This window comes from Mesorhizobium zhangyense (assembly GCF_011045115.1).
Taxonomy (GTDB): Bacteria; Pseudomonadota; Alphaproteobacteria; order Rhizobiales; family Rhizobiaceae; genus Mesorhizobium_M; species Mesorhizobium_M zhangyense.
Window position 1 is genome coordinate 1 of record NZ_JAAKZG010000014.1, and the last position, 16,929, is coordinate 16,929.

Below are 16,929 nucleotides of genomic sequence, written 5' to 3' on the forward strand. Positions count from 1 at the left end.
AACTACAGGACGCAAGGCAGCACGCGTGATCGGCTCGCTCCAGCGCTACGCGACGACCCTCCCCATCAACGGGATGCCACCCTCACTTCACCGGAGCGTTCTTGATCAACTCCCTCGCCGCATAGCGCGCCGCACGCTGCCAGGCTTCATCATTATCACCGCGAAAGGTCAGCAGGCGGTTGAACACGATCTGGCGGCTCGGAACGTCATAGACCTCGAAGCGCGTCCACAGCACCAGCGTGCTCATCTTCTCGACCGCGCCAACCGTGACGAACCGTGCCCCGGCGCCCTTGGCGCGGTCCAGCATGTCGTCGAGCTGCAGCTCCTTGCTCGTGCAGCCCGCGTCCGGGCACTGCATCTGAGCCAGCGAGAATTTTCCGCTCTTCGACAGTTCATCGTGCATGATCTCGTCGAAACGCTTCAGCCGCGCCTCGTGTTCGGCATCCTGATTGCGCACCTCGCCGGAAGAATCGACCAGATAAAAATCGCCAAGCGCCATCGAAAGGCGCTCTTCGCTGGCATGAGCATTCGAGGCAATTGCGAAGAAAAGAACGAGCGCGCAAAGCAAGGGCACGCTGGCGGCCAAGGCGAGGACGACCAGCCTTCGGCCGTCCGTCGAAGCTTCGCATCTCGCATTCGATTTGACGCGACTGTTCATGCCGACCTCCCGGTCTGCCGGGCGATCCGCCCTCAGACCAATCATCATGATCGGCAAAGCTTAGGAGCAGCCGCCGGCCAACTCAACCGGCGCAGTCTTGTCAATTAGAAGGAGGCGTTTGCGATCAGTCCACGGCGATGGAGACGGTTTCCACCTCGATGCCATATTCGGCCGCCGAGTCGACCAGCGTATGCCACAGGCTGTCGGCGAAGCTCGAAAACACCAGCACATTGAACACCGGCGAACCGTCCGGAGCATCGGCGTCACGCCAGAGATTGACCGCCGTGTGATCGATGGAGGTGGTCGCGGCCGCCCCAATCGGAAACACGCCGTCATGCAGGTCGAGCGAATTCACCTTCGCCAGCATCTCGCGCACCCTCGGTCCGGACAGGCGGATCAGGCAGCGCCCGTCGGACTGGTCGGACAGCGAAGCGAAACCCTCGAAGACACCACGCAAGCCATCGACCGGCTGGATCGTACCGAGGCGCGGCGACAGCGCCATGAACTGGTCGGCACCGGACCAGACCAGCACGCCCTTCTTGCCCGTCACCGCCTTCGGCCCGGTCGGTGCGGCAACGCCGAAATAGGCTTTGGCGGCCTTGGCGGTCGCGGCCCATTGCCCGCGTCGCGCAAAGACCTGCACCAGATCGAAGTCACGGATTTCCGACAGGCGAATGCCGGCCTTGGCAATCGCCGCGCCGTGCCTGCCGGCAATGACGGCCTGCTGCAGCGGCGAGCGGGTGGTCCAGGTGAAATCAGCCACGCTGACGCCCTCCCTCGGGATCGTAGAAGACCGGGTTGCAGATTTCGACGTAATAGTCCTCGCCACGCAGCGGGTCATGCGCGCGCACGATCTCGCCGATGCGCTCGCGCCCGCGCTCGACGAGGCCGAGGCCGATCCACTGGCCGAGCATCGGCGAGTGGCAGACCGAGGTGACATAACCCTGGTCCGTGTCCGGGCCGACTGCCGCGCCCTTCGGAATGATATGCGCGCCGGAGCGCAGCCGCCTTGCCTTGTCGACCGGTTTCAGACCAACAACGACCTGACGATCGGGCGCCGTCAGCGCCTCGCGCCCGGCCATGACGCGGCCGACAAAATCCTTCTTCTTCGACATCATCTTGCCGAGGCCGAGATCGTCTGCCGTCGTCGTGCCATTGAGTTCGGCGCCGGCGATATGGCCCTTTTCGATACGCATGACGCCAAGCGCCTCGGTGCCGTAAGGCACGACGCCGAAGGGCTCGCCGGCCTTCATCAGGTTGCGCGCCATCGCATCGCCATAGCGGGCCGGGACCGAGATTTCGAAGGCCATCTCGCCCGAGAAGGAGATGCGGAACAGCCGCGCAAACATGCCGCCGCGCAGGCGCACTTCGCGCACCCCCATGAAGGGAAAGCCTTCGTTGGACAGGTCTTCCGCAGGATCGACAATCTCGCGCAGCAAGTCGCGGGTCTTCGGCCCGGCGATGGAGAACTGCGCCCACTGGTCGGTGCAAGAGGTGAGCTGCACGTCCAGCTCCGGCCACAGCACCTGCCGGCAGAATTCGAGATACTGCATCACCGGACCGGCCTTGGCCGTGGTGGTGGTGAGGAAATAATGGTCTTCAGCCAGCCGTGAGGTGGTGCCGTCGTCCATGACGATGCCGTCCTCGCGCAGCATCAGCCCGTAGCGGGCCTTGCCGACGGCCAGCGAGGCGAAGGCGTTGATGTAGACGCGGTCCAAGAAAGCGCCGGCATCCTTGCCCATCACGTCGATCTTGCCGAGCGTCGAGACATCGCAGAAGCCGACGCCGTTGCGGACAGTCAGCACTTCGCGGTTGACCGAGGTCAGCCAGTCGTTTTCGCCGGCAATCGGATACCATTGCGCGCGCTTCCACAGGCCGGTGTCGACGAACACCGCACCGCGCTCAGCCGCCCAGTGATGCGACGGCGTCAGCCTGACCGAATGGAAATTCTCGTCGCGATGATGGCCGGCAAAGGCACCGATCGCCACCGGAACATGCGGCGGGCGGTAGATGGTGGTGCCGGTCTGCGGGATCGAGCGCCGCGTCAGCTCCGACATGATCGCCAGGCCGGTGACATTTGAGTTCTTGCCCTGGTCGGTCGCCATGCCGAGCGTGGTGTAGCGCTTCAGATGCTCGACGGATTCGAAACCCTCGCGCTGCGCAAGTGCGATGTCGGAGGCAGTCACGTCATGCTGGAAGTCGACAAAACCTTTTTTCCGACCCTCGACATGCCAGAGCGGCGAGATGGAAATGGCTTCGTCGCTCGCGGCTGGCGCTTTGCCGGCTCTACCCTTGAAGCCAAGGTCCGATGCAGCCGCCAGCCCTGCCTCATGGCCAGTGCGCAGGCAGGCGCTCAGCGAAAAGTCGCCATTGGCGGCACCTGCCGAAAGCATTCCTGCCGGGGCACCCTCCGGCACGAAGGCTGCGATATCCTCGCGCCATTTCGGCCGGCCACGATGATGCGACGACAGGCCGACGGACGGGTTCCAGCCGCCCGACATGGCAAGCACATCGGCGGCAATTTGTGCACTGCCGCCATTGGCCAGTGCGATCTCGACGCCGCTGACACCCGTCTTGCCACCCTTAACATCAACCACGACGCCATTGTGCACAGCAAAGCCGCCGCTTTGCGCCAGCGCGCGATGATGCTGCGACAAATCTTTGCGGGAATCGATAACGGCGGCGATTTCGATGCCGGCGCGATGCGCGGCCTCGACGGTCTTCCAGCCGTCGTCATTGTTGGTGAACAGCGCCAGCCGCTTGCCCGGTGCCGCCGCGAAACGCTCGACATAGGTCCGCACGGCGGAAGCCATCATAACGCCCGGTCGGTCGTTGCCGGAAAAGACGATCGGCCGCTCGATCGCGCCCGCAGCCACCACGCAACGCTTGGCGACGATGCGCCACAGACGCTGGCGCGGCTGGTGAACCGGCGGAACCGGCAGATGGTCATTGACGCGCTCCAGCGCACCATAGGTGCCGCCGTCGTAGACGCCGAACACCGCGGTTCGCGTCATGATGCGGACATTCGGCAGCGCTTCCAGCTCAGCCAGCGCGCCGGCAAGCCATTCGCCCGCCGGCATGCCGTCGATCTCGCCACCGTCGCTATTCAGCCGTCCACCGGCCAGACGATCTTCCTCGGCGAGGATCACGCGCGCGCCAGTGCGGCCGGCGGCAAGGGCGGCAGCCAGTCCGGCCGGACCGGAACCGACGACCAGCACATCGCAATGCGCCCAGGCTTTTTCGTAATGGTCGGGATCTGCAATCCCGCTCGTACGGCCAAGGCCCGCGGCGCGGCGGATGGCGGGCTCGTAGAGCTTTTCCCAGAACTTCGCCGGCCACATGAAAGTCTTGTAGTAGAAGCCGGCAACGAAGATCGGCGACAGCAGCGAATTCACCGACATCACGTCGAAGCCGAGCGAGGGCCAGCGGTTCTGGCTCAACGCGTCGAGCCCGTCATAAAGCTCGGCGGTGGTCGCTTTGGTGTTGGCTTCGCGCCGCGCGCCGCTGCGCAGTTCGACCAGCGCATTAGGCTCTTCCGGACCAGCGGTGAGAATGCCGCGCGGCCGATGATATTTGAACGAGCGGCCAACCAGCGTGACGCCATTGGCGACCAGCGCCGAGGCCAGCGTGTCACCGGCATAGCCGATCATCGCCTTGCCGTCGAAGGTGAAGGAAAGCGGCGCGTTGCGGTCGATCAGTCCGCCCTTGGCGAGACGGTTGGATTGCGCGGAAGCCATTACTTCGCCCCCGCCTTGGCTGCACCCGCGCCCGGCGCGGCGCGCACCGATTTGATGTCATGGGTCAGCGTGTTGCGCTCGATGACCAGCCAGGAGCGGCAGCCGCCGCCGTGATACCAGTATTCGCTCATCTCGCCGGCAAAATTGTCGCGCAGATAGACATAGTCGTAGAAGGCCTCGGCTTCGCCGGGCGCACCCGCGCCGCCGTCGATGGCGACCATCGCCGGGCGCTTCGGCTTGGCGTCACCGAGATAGGTGAATTCGCCGTTCTCGCGTTCGCCACAAAATGGGCATGCAATGCGCATTCCTGATCCGCCTTCAGTGCAAATTCGGTTGGGCGCCAACGCCCTTTTCGTCGATCATCGCGCCCCGCTGGAAGCGGTCGAGCCGGAAGCGCTTTGCTTCCTCGTGCGGCGTGTCGGTGGCGATCAGATGGGCGAAGACGAGGCCCGAGCCCGGCGTCGCCTTGAAGCCGCCATAGCACCAGCCGGCATTGAGATAGAGCCCGTCGATGGGCGTTCTGTCGATGATCGGCGTTCCGTCCATCGACATGTCCATGATGCCGCCCCACTGGCGCAGCAGGCGCACGCGGCCGATCATCGGCATCAGCGCCATGCCGCCTTCGCAGACGTCCTCCATCACCGGCATGTTGCCGCGCTGGGCGTAGGAATTGTAGCCGTCGATGTCGCCGCCGAAGACCAGACCGCCCTTGTCCGATTGGCTGACATAGAAGTGGCCGGCACCGAATGTGAGGACACCGGGAATGAGCGGCTTGATCGCTTCGGAGACGAAGGCCTGCAGCACATGGCTTTCGATCGGCAGCCGCATGCCGGCCATCGCCGCGACGCGGGACGAATTGCCCGCCACCGCCATGCCGACCTTGCCGGCACCGATCGCGCCGCGCGAAGTCTCGACGCCGGTCACCTTGCCGTTCTGGTCGCGGGTGAAGCCGGTGACCTCGCAGTTCTGGATGATGTCGACGCCGAGCCGGTCGCCGGCATGGGCATAGCCCCACACCACCGCGTCATGGCGCGCCGTGCCGGCGCGGCGTTGCAGCAGCCCGCCCTGGATGGGGAAGCGCGCATTGTCGAAATTCAGGAACGGCATCATCTTGCGGACCTGCGCCTGGTCGAGCAATTCGGCATCGATGCCGTTAATGCGCATGACATTGCCGCGCCGTGCATAGGCGTCGCGCTGCGCATCGGAGTGGTAGAGATTGACGATGCCGCGCTGGCTCATCATCGTGTTGTAGTTGAGGTCCTGCTCCATCCGCTCCCAGAGCTTCATCGAAAGCTCATAGAAGCCGGTATTGCCGGGCAGCATGTAGTTGGAGCGCACGATAGTGGTGTTGCGGCCGGCATTGCCGGAGCCGATCCAGCCCTTCTCCAGCACCGCGACATTGCGGATGCCGTATTTGTGGGCAAGGAAATAGGCCGTCGCCAGCCCATGCCCGCCACCGCCTATGATGACCACATCGTAGTGGCTTTTCGGCTGGGCATCGCGCCAGGTACGGGGCCAGTTCTTGTGTCCTGAAAGGGCTGCCCGCGCGAGAGAGAAGATCGAATATTTCATCAAGGGTTTCCGCCGCGCAGGCCTGCTATTTCCGAATTACACGTCGAGAGTGTTTTCGCGTTCCCACTGCGTGAAGTGGGAGGCGTAGGCATTCCATTCCTGATGCTTGAGCTTCAGGAAAGCACTGGAGAATTCCTCGCCCATCGCCGCTTTCAGCCCGCTGTCCTTGTCGTATTCGCGCAGGGCGTCGAGCAGGTTCAGCGGCAGCTTCGGACCGTTGGTGACGGTGTGGCCGTCCTTGTACATGTCGATATCGCTGCGCTCGCCCGGATCGGCTTTCGTACGAATGCCATCAAGACCGGCGGCGATGATGACAGCCTGCATCAGATAGGGATTTGCCGCACCGTCCGGCAGGCGAAGCTCGAAGCGGCCGGGGCCGGGAACGCGCACCATGTGGGTGCGGTTGTTGCCGGTCCAGGTCACAGTGTTGGGTGCCCAGGTCGCGCCCGAAACCGTGCGCGGCGCATTGATGCGCTTGTAGGAATTGACCGTCGGATTGGTAATCGCGGCAAGCGCGGAAGCATGCTTCATGATGCCGCCGAGGAAGTGCCTGCCCTTGGCCGAGAGGCCGAGCTCGGCATTCTTGTCGGCGAAGGCGTTGCTCTTGCCGTCGAGGTCCCACACCGAGATATGGGCATGGCAGCCATTGCCGGTCAGGCCCTGGAACGGCTTGGGCATGAAGGTGGCTCGCAGGCCATGCTTCTCGGCAATCGACTTGGTCATGAACTTGAAGAAAGAGTGCTTGTCGGCGGTGTTGAGCACATCGTCGAAGGCCCAGTTCATCTCGAACTGGCCGTTCGCATCCTCATGATCGTTCTGGTAGGGCTGCCAGCCGAGTTCCAGCATGGCGTCGCAAATCTCGGCGATGACGTCGTAGCGGCGCATCACCGCCTGCTGGTCGTAGCAGGATTTCGTCGCCGTATCGTATTCGTCGGAAATCTTGTCGCCGCCCGGCGTGGTCAGGAAGAATTCGGGCTCGACGCCGGTCTTGACGCGCATGCCCTCTTCCGCAGCCTCCGCCACCAGTCGCTTCAGCGTGTTGCGCGGCGCCTGGGCGACGCTCTTGCCTTCCATGACGCAGTCGGAGGCAAGCCACGCCACATCCCGCTTCCACGGCAGCTGGATGACCGAAGACGGGTCCGGCACGGCCAGCATGTCGGGATGCGCCGGCGTCAGGTCGAGCCAGGTGGCAAAGCCGGCAAAGCCCGCACCTTCCTTCTGCATGTCCGAGATCGCCTGCGCCGGAACCAGCTTGGCGCGTTGGCCGCCAAACAGGTCCGTGTAGGAAATCATGAAATATTTGACGTTATTCGCCTTTGCGAATTCTGCGAGATCGTTTGCCACAGCAGTTCCCCGTTTGCTTTCGAATGCCGTTCCCATGGCATGTTCCTCTCAGTTTTTTTATTTGATCAGAAACCGTTCTTTCCCGGTATCCAGCTGGTTCCCGCCAGCGGCACCTGTGCCATTGCAGCGGCTTCGATTGTCAGTGCGCAGAGGTCCTCCGGCTCGAGATTGTGGAGATGATTTTTGCCGCAGGCGCGCGCGATGGTCTGTGCCTCAAGCGTCATCACTTTAAGATAATTCGCCAATCGCCTTCCCGCGGCAACCGGGTCGACACGTTTCATCAGTTCCGGATCCTGCGTGGTAATGCCTGCCGGGTCTTTTCCCTCATGCCAGTCGTCATAGGCACCAGCGGTCGTGCCGAGCGCCTGGTATTCGGCCTCCCAGCGCGGGTCGTTGTCACCGAGCGCGACAAGGGCGGCGGTCCCGATCGACACCGCATCGGCACCCAGCGCCATCGCCTTGGCGACATCGGCACCGTTGCGGATGCCACCGGAGACGATGAGCTGGACCTTGCGGTGCATGCCGAGATCCTGCAACGCCTGAACGGCGGGCCGGATGCAGGCGAGCGTCGGCTGGCCGACATTCTCGATGAACACTTCCTGCGTGGCGGCAGTGCCGCCCTGCATGCCGTCGAGCACCACCACATCGGCACCCGCTTTCACCGCAAGGGCCGTGTCGTAATAGGGGCGCGCACCGCCGACCTTCACATAGATCGGCTTTTCCCAGTCGGTGATTTCGCGGATTTCGAGGATCTTGATTTCGAGATCGTCCGGGCCGGTCCAGTCGGGATGACGGCAGGCCGAACGCTGATCGATGCCCTTGGGCAGCGTGCGCATTTCGGCGACGCGGTCGGAAATCTTCTGGCCAAGCAGCATGCCGCCGCCGCCGGGCTTTGCGCCCTGCCCGACCACGATCTCGATCGCGTCGGCGCGGCGCAGGTCGCGCGGGTTCATGCCGTAGCGCGACGGCAGATACTGGTAGACCAGCGTCTGCGAATGGCCGCGCTCTTCCTCGGTCATGCCGCCGTCGCCGGTGGTGGTTGAAGTGCCTGAAAGCGAGGCACCGCGGCCGAGCGCTTCCTTGGCCGGACCCGATAGCGAGCCGAAGCTCATGCCGGCTATGGTGATCGGGATTTTCAGTTCGATCGGCTTCTTGGCATGGCGCGCGCCGAGCACGACGCTGGTCTCGCACTTTTCGCGATAACCTTCGAGCGGGTAGCGCGAGATCGACGCGCCGAGAAACAGCAGGTCGTCGAAATGCGGAAGCTTGCGCTTCGCGCCGGCGCCGCGAATGTCATAGATGCCGGTGGCTGCGGCGCGGCGGATTTCCGACAGCGTATATTCGTCGAATGTCGCGGAGTATCGGGGCTTTGTCGGCGGGTTCTGATAGGTCATTCTGATCTTGCCTCAATACGCGTCGGCATTGTCGATGTTGAAATTGTAGAGCGTCCGGGCCGAGCCGTAGCGCGTGAACTCCTCGGGCTTGACGTCCTTGACGCCGGCGCGGTCGAGCAAATCCCTAAGCTTGGCGATATGCTCGGGCCGCATCTCCTTCTTGATGCAGTCGGCACCCAGGCTCTTGACGTTACCGCGCACGAAAAGCTTCGCCTCGTAGATGGAATCGCCCAGCGCATCGCCGGCATCGCCCAGCACCACGAGATGGCCCGACTGCGCCATGAAGGCGGACATATGGCCGATATTGCCGTGGACGACGATGTCGATGCCCTTCATCGAGATGCCGCAGCGCGACGAGGCGTTGCCCTCGATCACCAGCAGCCCGCCCTTGCCGGTGGCGCCGGCATACTGGCTGGCGTCGCCCTTCACGACAATCGAGCCCGACATCATGTTCTCGCCGACGCCGGGGCCGGCCGAGCCGTGCACCGTGATAGTGGCTTCGCTGTTCATGCCGCCGCAATAGTAGCCGACGCTGCCGCGCACATCGACGCTGATCGGCGCATCGACACCCGCCGCGACCGCGTGGCTGCCCTTGGGATTGAGCACTTCCCAGGCCGTCTCGTTGGAGCCGTTCTGGACGTTGTGAAGCGCCTGGTTGAGTTCACGCAGCGTTGACTTTGCAAGGTCGAAGACCTGCATGCCGGAGCTCCTTTCCGCTACATTGACGACATCGTGTTTCACGGTTTCAGTGCTCCCAGAAATAAACGGTGGAGGGTTCCGGCTCCCAGACCTTGGCGCCGTCGATGCCGGGCAGCTTGGCCAATGCGCGGTATTCGGAACCGAAGGCGACATACTGGTCGGTTTCGGCCAGAACCGCAGGCTTGCAGGCGATCGGATCGCGCACCACGCCGAAGCCGTTCTTGGTGCCGACGACGAAGGTGAAGAAGCCATCGAGATCGCTGAGGCTCGATTCCAGCGCCTGGCCAAGATCCTGCCCGTTGGAAATCTTGTGCGACAGGTAGGCGGCTGCGACTTCGGTGTCGTTCTCAGTCTCGAACGTCATGCCCTCGCGCTTCAGTTCGCGCCGCACATTGTTGTGGTTGGACAGCGATCCGTTGTGCACGAGGCACTGGTCCGGCCCGGTCGAGAACGGATGCGCACCCATGGTGGTGACAGCGGATTCTGTCGCCATGCGGGTGTGGCCGATGCCATGCGTGCCGCTCATCTTCGAGACTTCGAAGCGTTCCGCCACCTTCTCGGGCAGGCCGACTTCCTTGTAGATCTCGATCGTGTCGCCCATGCCCATAACGCGCGCATCCGGGCGCAGTTCGGCAATGGCGTCGCGCGCCGCTTCGAGCTTGTTGCGCGGCACGTCGAGCACGGCATGGGTGGACTTCACCAGCATCGTCACTGACGCGCCAATTTTCTTGCCGAGCTCGGCTTCCAGCCCGGCAAAATCGCGCGCCGGCTGCTGCGACTGGATCGTCAGCTTGCCGTGATCTTTCTGCGACGCGCCATAGATAGCGATGCCGGCGCTGTCCGGCCCGCGATCGGTCAACAGAACCAGCATTTCCGACAGCATGGCGCCCAGCTGAGGCTCCAGCGATTTATCCTTAAGAAACAGTCCAACAATGCCACACATCGGCTTGAACCTCCTTGCGAGTTTTCTGACTTCAATGGCTAGCAGTTTTGAAAATTGAGTTCAACCCATATGAATGTTTTTTTCATGTGAGAAAAGAAAGGGCGCAACTTGAAACAGCCCGGCGCCGTCCCCGGCGTGCGCTCTGTATGTCGTGGCATCACGCCGCTGGCGGCGTGTTTTCCTGCCTTCGCGCAAAGCGCCATTTCTCGTGCTGGATCCGCGCGATCTTGTAGGCGTCGAGCACGCAGAAACCATAGATCAGAATGGCTCCGGAATGGCGCGCGAAAAACGAGCCGTCCGGCAGCAGCCGGATGCCGACCCAGCCGAATACCGCCATGAAGAACAGGAACATCAGCGCGCGCTGCGCATAGCCGAGCAGCAGATGTCCCGCGCCCGGCACCAGTATGGAGGCAGCCAGGATCGCCAGCGGCTTGAATGGCTCTTTCGCCTCGGCAACCATCGTCACGCTGCGACCTCCATAGGCTGGCGCAGATTGTAGACCACGGCCACCATCCGGTTGAGCACCGCCTCGATAAGGTCAGGATTGATGACGATGTCGCCGAACTCCGCCTGCCGAAAGACGCCATATTGCGCGCGGTTCGCCTCCGCGATCTGGATCACGATGCGCACGCCCTTGGGCGAAACCAGGAATTCCTTCATGCGCGGATTGGCAAACAGCGGCAGCGCCGGCGCAACCGCGCCCGGCGGTGGCATATTGTGCGGATCGTCGCTGCGCAGCAGGCCGTCCTCCGGCCATCCGGCAGGCGACGCCACGATATGCGGCAGGTGGTCGAAGTTCGAAAAGCTCGTCGGCCCGGCAGGCCGCATCATGAAATCGAACGTGCCGCCAACGCTAGTGGCGATCGGGATCGTCACCTGAAGCCACAGGCTCGGCAGCTTGCGCACCGCAAGCGTGTCCACCACCGGGCGAAGCTGCACCGGCAGGCCACGGAACTGCCCTTCCAAGACGGGATGGTCCGGTGCCTGAAGTTCACGCACGACCGGGTTCTCAAGCAACTCTTTCACCGTGCTGAACAGAAGCCCTTGCCGCTCAGCCACAGTCTCACGGCTGCGCTGGAACATACGGACGAGCTGCCACGCCACAAGCGCGAAAAGCAGGATGCCGAGTGCGGTTTTCACGATGATCGCTCCGCTTGCCTTGCGATGTTTCGGCGGCCCGCACCTATCGCGTGGGCCGCCGGTTTCAGGTCGTCAGTAGCCGATCGGCTTCGGCCACGGCATGGTGAACTGGTCGCCGCGCCGGACATATTTGTAGCGGTAGAAGTGGAACCAGATCGACACGACGATATAGAACAGCGTCATGGCGATGAGCTGTGAACCGTATCCGAGGAACACCGCGAAGTAGGTGATGACGCAGATCGACAGAAGCGCGATCGCCGGCATCGGGTGGAACGGATGCGTATATCCGCGGCGGATCGAACCCAGCGGCCATTTCCTGCGGAACATCATGATGTTGATCGACATGAAGGTGTAGCCGAGCAGGCCCGACAGGATCGAGAAGGTGATCGCCTGGTTCAAATCGGCGATGAAGGCGAAGGCCAGCGCGATCGGCAGCAGGAACAGGATCGACCGGTAAGGAGTCCGGTATTTCGGATGCACCGCCGAGAACCATGTCGGCAGGTAACGGTCGCGGCCGAGCGAAAACCAGGCGCGTGCCGCATCGTTGATGCAGCCATTAGCCGAAGCGACAGCCGCCAGCACCGTGCCCCAGAACAGCAGCGTCTCGAGGAAGCCCGAGCCCGTTGCCCTCGCCGCGTCGAACAGCGGGAAGAAGGTGAAGCCGAGATACTCCCACGGCAGCAGCGAAGCGCAGACATACCAGGTCATGGCGGCGCCGATCAGCAGCGTGATCATGCCCGCCATCGTGCCATAGGGCAGCGAACGCGCCGGGGAGCGCACTTCCTCTGCGGCCTGCGTCGTGCCCTCGATGCCGAGATAGAACCAGATGCCGAAATGGAAGGCCGCAAGAACGCCGATCCAGCCATAGGGCAGCGCGTTTTCCGGCGTGATCAGGTCCCCGAGCTTCAGCACCGTGCCCTGACTCCATGGCTGGACCGAGAAGAACAGGATGATGATGGCGACATAGGCGATCGCGGTGATGACGAAGTTGACGTTGAGCGTCATCAGCACGCCGCGATAGTTGAGCCAGGCAAGCACGACGATGGTCAGCACGACGAAAGCGTGCCGTTCCAGCCCTTCGGTTCCGGCCACCGTCACGATCAGGTCGCCAACGAGGATAGCGTCGGAAACCTCGAGCATCGTATAGGCAAAGACGAGATAGAGCGCGACATTGAAAGCCATCAACGGGCCGACGATATGCTTGGCCTGCGCATACTGGCCGCCGGCGGCGGCGACCGTGGAGGTCACTTCGGAATCGATCATCGCGACCGAAGTGTAGAGCAGCCCGATGAACCAGCAGACGATCAGCGCGGCCAGCGAGCCGCCCTTGTCGACGGCGAAGTTCCAGCCGGTATATTCGCCGACCAGCACGATGCCGACGCCCAATGCCCAGACATGGGCCGGGCCGAGCACGCGCAGCAGCGAAACCCGCTGGCCGGGCGCCACCGTCGACGGTGAGGTAGTGATTGCAGCGTCAGTCATCGAACGCCCTCAGAGCTTGTGTTTTTCGGTGGCTGCCTCGATCTCGCCTTCGCGCGAGGAGGTCAGCACGTCTTCCGAATAGGTCGTGTCGGTCTTGAACCAGTCGAAGAGCATCCAGGCGGCGAGAACCGCCGAAAGCGCCCAGGCGACATAGGAAAGTGTGAACCACATCGTTTCGCTCCTATTTCTTGTCGCCGAACTTTTCGTCGATCACTTCGCGGTATTCCTTGTCGGAGGCGCGGAAGAGAAAGATGAAATAGCCGACGACCACGACGACCATGACGAGTAGCGTGGTGATGTCCCAGGTGTAGTGGAACTTGTTCTGGATGATGTCGTGGGCGGTCGTCGGGTCGTAACCGAGCTTCTCCCAGAATCCGACCATGGTCGGGTTTTGCCCCAGGCTTTCCCAGGTCGGGTTCTCGATCTTGTCGATGGCCTTGGAAACACCGGCAAGGCCGAGTTTCAGCGGCAGCCACAGCGCCACGAAGATAGCGACAACGATGAAGGCGATGTCGATGACCTGCATCACTTTCGGTTGTTCGGGTGGTATATATTTCGGCATTCTTTGTCCTCCCAAAACCTGCCAGAGCGCTAGAGATTCTTCTCCCGCTTCGCCGCGTCCAGATGCTGGATATCCAGCCCGTAGATGAAGTGCTTGTCTTCGGCGTAGTGCTTGACCATCGCCCGGATCGCGGCGGTGTTGAAAATGAGCACCGCGGCAGCAGCAACGACCACCGCAACCCTGATCCCGCTATTGGGGATGTAGGGCCAGGTCATGAACAGGACGAAGAGCAGGGTTATCCAGAGAAGTACTACGAGAAGCCACGCACCGCGCACGTCAGAACGGTACATGGCCTCAATCCGCTGATTGAGGTCCGACATTTCTCTCCCTTTCGACAGCGCTCGTATTGGCCTGGCGGAGCGCCGCTTTCCCTGTGGGAATTATACTGCCAGGCAACATTTTTGTTTGCGAAGAAAATACCCGCGCAACCCCGATGTCAAGGCGTATTTACGCGGCGTAAACCACAACGCACCGGAATATCGTGGAGCGAATCCAGGTCCTTTTTCTAGCGAAACCTGCGTCCAAGGACTTGTCACCGGCAATCCCTGATTTTGCCTGATAATGAAATTTTTTGCACTACAGTGTTGCGTGTCCGGAAATTTGAGGCACTATGGCCGGCAATCAAAGTTGCAGCATTTCGCGCGGGGGCGAAATCAAGCAAAGTGCAAATGGGAGATGTATCAGATGACGGCATCCTGGAGATTCTCGACCCTTGCGGATCGCCATCGCGCCCTTGGCTCCAAGCTCGAAGACTGGAGCGGCATGGGCACCGCCTGGACCTACGACAAGGACGCTGACGAGGAATATGTCGCCATCCGCACCAAGGCCGGGCTTATGGATGTCTCGGGCCTGAAGAAGGTCCACGTCAACGGCCCTCACGCCTCCCATCTGCTCGATCTCGCCACCACGCGCGATGTCGAGAAGGTCTATCCGGGCAAGTCGGTCTATGCCTGCATGCTCAACGAGGCGGGAAAATTCACCGACGACTGCATCCTCTACCGCATGGGGCCGAACTCATGGATGGTCGTGCATGGTTCGGGCACCGGCCATGAGGAATTGCAGCGCGCCGCCATGGGCCGCGACGTGTCGCTGCGCTTCGACGACAATCTCCACGACCTGTCGCTGCAGGGTCCGCTTGCCGTCGACTTTCTCGCCAAGCATGTGCCGGGCATTCGCGACCTGAATTACTTCCATCACATGCAGACGCGCCTGTTCGGCTTCCCGGTGATGATTTCGCGCACCGGCTACACCGGCGAGCGCGGCTATGAAATCTTCTGTCGCGGCCAGGACGCCGGCACGATCTGGGACACGATCCTCGCAGAAGGCAAGGATATGGGCATCATCCCCTGCCGCTTCACCACGCTCGACATGCTGCGCGTCGAGAGCTACCTGCTCTTCTACCCCTACGACAATTCCCAGAAGTATCCGTTCGAGAACGAAGGCCCCGGCGACACGCTGTGGGAACTCGGCCTCGACTTCACCGTCAGCCCGGGCAAGACCGGCTTCCGCGGTGCTGAGGAGCACTACCGCCTGAAAGGCAAGGAGCGCTTCAAGATTTACGGCGTGCTGCTGGAAGGCAAGGAACCGGCCGACGAAGGCGCGCCGATCTTCAAGGACGGCAAGCAGGTCGGCGTCGTCACCTGCGCCATGTATTCGCCGCTGGTCAATAAATCGATGGGCATCGCCCGCATGCCGGTCGATTGCGCGGTCGCCGGCACGCCGCTTGAAATCCACAACGCCGGCGGCAAGATCAAGGCGACAGCGCAACCGCTGCCCTTCGACGATCCCAAGAAGCTGAAGCGCACCGCAAAGGGTTGAGCCGGGCATGACGGCAAAGACCATATTGAGCCGACCGGTCTATGGCACGCTCTCGCCGCAACCGGGAAAGCACCATCTCTTCATCGCCGACGCCGAGGGCGCAGCGGCGATCCTCGACATGGCCAATAGCGCGCCCGCCGGCTTCTTCGCCGATGCCCACATCATGTTCGTTCCCGGCGCCACCGGCACGAAATATGTCGAGCCGTTGAAGAAGCTCCAGCCGGCGCAATTCTATGAAGGCCCCTCGATCGCCAGCGCCCTGCCGCGCCTGCGCCAGACGCTGGCGACGGCGCATATGGGCCTGCGCGTCTACCTCTCCGGCACCGAAGGGCTGATCGGCCAGGCCATGCAGGCGGCCCTTGAAGCCGGCATTGATCACACCTCGATCCAGACCGAGCAGCGCGGCTCGCTGGCGCGGCGGGTGCAGTGCGTCCACTGCAAGGGCATCACCGAGAATGTGACGACCCAGCCCGCGACCTGCTCGCATTGCGGCCTGCTTCTTCTGGTACGCGATCATTATTCGCGCCGCATCGCCGCCTTCCAGGGGGTGTGCATCAATGCGGAAGACCCGACCGAGAACCCTCCAAAAGAGGAGATTTTCCGTTGAGCGCCGGAACGAGCAAGATCGACGTCACCGTCACCGATATCGTCCCCGTTAACGAACTGGTCAAGCGCTTCCATTTCCGGCGCACGGACGGCGCCATCCTGCCGACCTTTTCCGGCGGCGCGCATGTCGTGGTGGAAATGCGCGACGACGACCGCACCCGCCTCAACCCCTATTCGCTGATGAGTTCGCCGCTCGACACGACCGACTACACGATCAGCGTGCGGCGCGACGATGTCGGGCGCGGCGGTTCGCTGTTCATGCATAATCGGGTCAAGCCCGGTCAGCGCATGGTCATCAGCAATCCGGTCAACCTGTTCTCGCTCGATCTCAGGGCCAGGAAGCATCTGATGATCGCCGGCGGTATCGGCATCACGCCCTTCATGGCGCAGACCTCGCAGCTTGCCGGCGAAGGCGGCAATTTCGAACTGCACTACACCTGCCGCAGCGAAGCGCTCGGCACCTATGCCGACGTGCTGCAGGCCCGCTATGGCAGGCGCATCCATCTCTACCACGACGACCGCGACGAAAAGCTGCCGCTCGAAAAGCTGTTGTCCTCGCAGCCGCTCGGCACGCATCTCTACATCTGCGGCCCCGCCGGCATGATCGACTGGGTGCGCCGGACAGCAAGCGAGGCCGGCTGGCCGAGCGAGACGGTACACTACGAGCATTTCGCAGCACCGCAGCCGGGCAAGCCGTTCGATGTGACGCTCGCCGTCAGCGGCAAGCAGATCCGCGTCGGCGAGCAGCAGAGCCTGCTCGAAGCCATCGAGGCAGCCGGTGTCGATCCGCCCTATCTCTGCCGCGGCGGCGTCTGCGGCCAGTGCGAAACCAATGTCGTCTCCTATGACGGCAAGTTCCTGCACAACGACCATTGGCTGTCGGAAGAAGAACACCGCTCCGGCTGCAAGATCATGCCATGCGTTTCGCGGTTCGAAGGAAAATCCCTCGTACTTGAACGCTAGCTCGAAGGGGA

General features: G+C 62.5%; 18 protein-coding genes. 3 read left to right on the plus strand and 15 right to left on the minus strand.

What is annotated here, in order from left to right; all coding sequences use genetic code 11:
- Positions 1-82: 82 nt before the first annotated feature.
- The 15 genes from G6N74_RS24230 to G6N74_RS24300 all read right to left on the minus strand — a co-directional run bounded on the left by G6N74_RS24230 (position 83) and on the right by G6N74_RS24300 (position 13,851).
- Complete coding sequence (locus G6N74_RS24230; protein ID WP_165120583.1) at positions 83-658, minus strand: DUF2380 domain-containing protein; 576 nt, start codon at positions 656-658, stop codon at positions 83-85.
- A 124-nt stretch (positions 659-782) separates the two neighbouring features.
- Entirely contained in the window at positions 783-1,421 is a 639-nt protein-coding gene (locus G6N74_RS24235; RefSeq protein WP_165120584.1) for a sarcosine oxidase subunit gamma, read from the minus strand.
- A complete protein-coding gene (locus G6N74_RS24240) occupies positions 1,414-4,395 on the minus strand; it encodes a sarcosine oxidase subunit alpha (protein WP_165120585.1) in 2,982 nt (993 codons plus the stop codon). The genes G6N74_RS24235 and G6N74_RS24240 overlap by 8 nt, the downstream gene beginning before the upstream one ends.
- Complete coding sequence (locus G6N74_RS24245) at positions 4,395-4,700, minus strand: sarcosine oxidase subunit delta (protein ID WP_165120586.1); 306 nt, start codon at positions 4,698-4,700, stop codon at positions 4,395-4,397. Before G6N74_RS24245 ends, G6N74_RS24240 begins: the two co-directional genes overlap by 1 nt.
- Positions 4,701-4,713: 13 nt before the next feature.
- Positions 4,714-5,967: a sarcosine oxidase subunit beta family protein gene (locus G6N74_RS24250; protein WP_165120587.1), complete on the minus strand. Its 1,254-nt coding sequence runs from the start codon at positions 5,965-5,967 to the stop codon at positions 4,714-4,716.
- A gap of 36 nt (positions 5,968-6,003) precedes the next feature.
- A complete protein-coding gene (glnT, locus tag G6N74_RS24255; protein ID WP_165120723.1) occupies positions 6,004-7,311 on the minus strand; it encodes a type III glutamate--ammonia ligase in 1,308 nt (435 codons plus the stop codon).
- 65 nt (positions 7,312-7,376) lie between these two features.
- Positions 7,377-8,705 carry an FMN-binding glutamate synthase family protein gene (locus G6N74_RS24260; protein ID WP_165120588.1) on the minus strand — a complete coding sequence of 443 codons (1,329 nt, stop codon included), beginning with the start codon at positions 8,703-8,705 and terminating at the stop codon, positions 7,377-7,379.
- Positions 8,706-8,717: 12 nt separating this feature from the next.
- Complete coding sequence (locus G6N74_RS24265) at positions 8,718-9,404, minus strand: GltB/FmdC/FwdC-like GXGXG domain-containing protein (RefSeq protein WP_165120589.1); 687 nt, start codon at positions 9,402-9,404, stop codon at positions 8,718-8,720.
- Between the two features lie 46 nt (positions 9,405-9,450).
- Positions 9,451-10,347 (minus strand): class II glutamine amidotransferase, encoded by an 897-nt coding sequence (locus G6N74_RS24270; protein WP_165120590.1) that lies wholly within the window; start codon positions 10,345-10,347, stop codon positions 9,451-9,453.
- Between the two features lie 157 nt (positions 10,348-10,504).
- Positions 10,505-10,807 (minus strand): hypothetical protein, encoded by a 303-nt coding sequence (locus G6N74_RS24275; protein ID WP_165120724.1) that lies wholly within the window; start codon positions 10,805-10,807, stop codon positions 10,505-10,507.
- Positions 10,808-10,809: 2 nt separating this feature from the next.
- Positions 10,810-11,487, minus strand: coding sequence for a hypothetical protein (locus G6N74_RS24280; protein ID WP_165120591.1), 678 nt, complete (start codon positions 11,485-11,487; stop codon positions 10,810-10,812).
- Between the two features lie 72 nt (positions 11,488-11,559).
- A complete protein-coding gene (locus tag G6N74_RS24285) occupies positions 11,560-12,969 on the minus strand; it encodes an APC family permease (protein ID WP_165120592.1) in 1,410 nt (469 codons plus the stop codon).
- A 9-nt stretch (positions 12,970-12,978) separates the two neighbouring features.
- The gene (locus tag G6N74_RS24290; protein WP_091915136.1) at positions 12,979-13,140 is read right to left on the minus strand and encodes a hypothetical protein; all 162 of its coding nucleotides are present in this window, start codon (positions 13,138-13,140) and stop codon (positions 12,979-12,981) included.
- 10 nt (positions 13,141-13,150) lie between these two features.
- A complete protein-coding gene (locus tag G6N74_RS24295; protein WP_165120593.1) occupies positions 13,151-13,531 on the minus strand; it encodes a hypothetical protein in 381 nt (126 codons plus the stop codon).
- A 29-nt stretch (positions 13,532-13,560) separates the two neighbouring features.
- Complete coding sequence (locus tag G6N74_RS24300; RefSeq protein ID WP_091915527.1) at positions 13,561-13,851, minus strand: hypothetical protein; 291 nt, start codon at positions 13,849-13,851, stop codon at positions 13,561-13,563.
- 364 nt (positions 13,852-14,215) lie between these two features.
- Between G6N74_RS24300 and G6N74_RS24305 the strand changes: the two genes are divergently transcribed.
- Genes G6N74_RS24305 through G6N74_RS24315 form a run of 3 tightly spaced genes read left to right on the plus strand, consistent with a single transcriptional unit; the run spans position 14,216 to position 16,918 of the window.
- A complete protein-coding gene (locus G6N74_RS24305; RefSeq protein ID WP_165120594.1) occupies positions 14,216-15,349 on the plus strand; it encodes an aminomethyl transferase family protein in 1,134 nt (377 codons plus the stop codon).
- Between the two features lie 7 nt (positions 15,350-15,356).
- Positions 15,357-15,956: a dimethylamine monooxygenase subunit DmmA family protein gene (locus G6N74_RS24310; protein WP_165120595.1), complete on the plus strand. Its 600-nt coding sequence runs from the start codon at positions 15,357-15,359 to the stop codon at positions 15,954-15,956.
- A complete protein-coding gene (locus G6N74_RS24315; protein ID WP_165120596.1) occupies positions 15,953-16,918 on the plus strand; it encodes a PDR/VanB family oxidoreductase in 966 nt (321 codons plus the stop codon). The genes G6N74_RS24310 and G6N74_RS24315 overlap by 4 nt, the downstream gene beginning before the upstream one ends.
- The last annotated feature ends 11 nt before the right edge of the window (positions 16,919-16,929 follow it).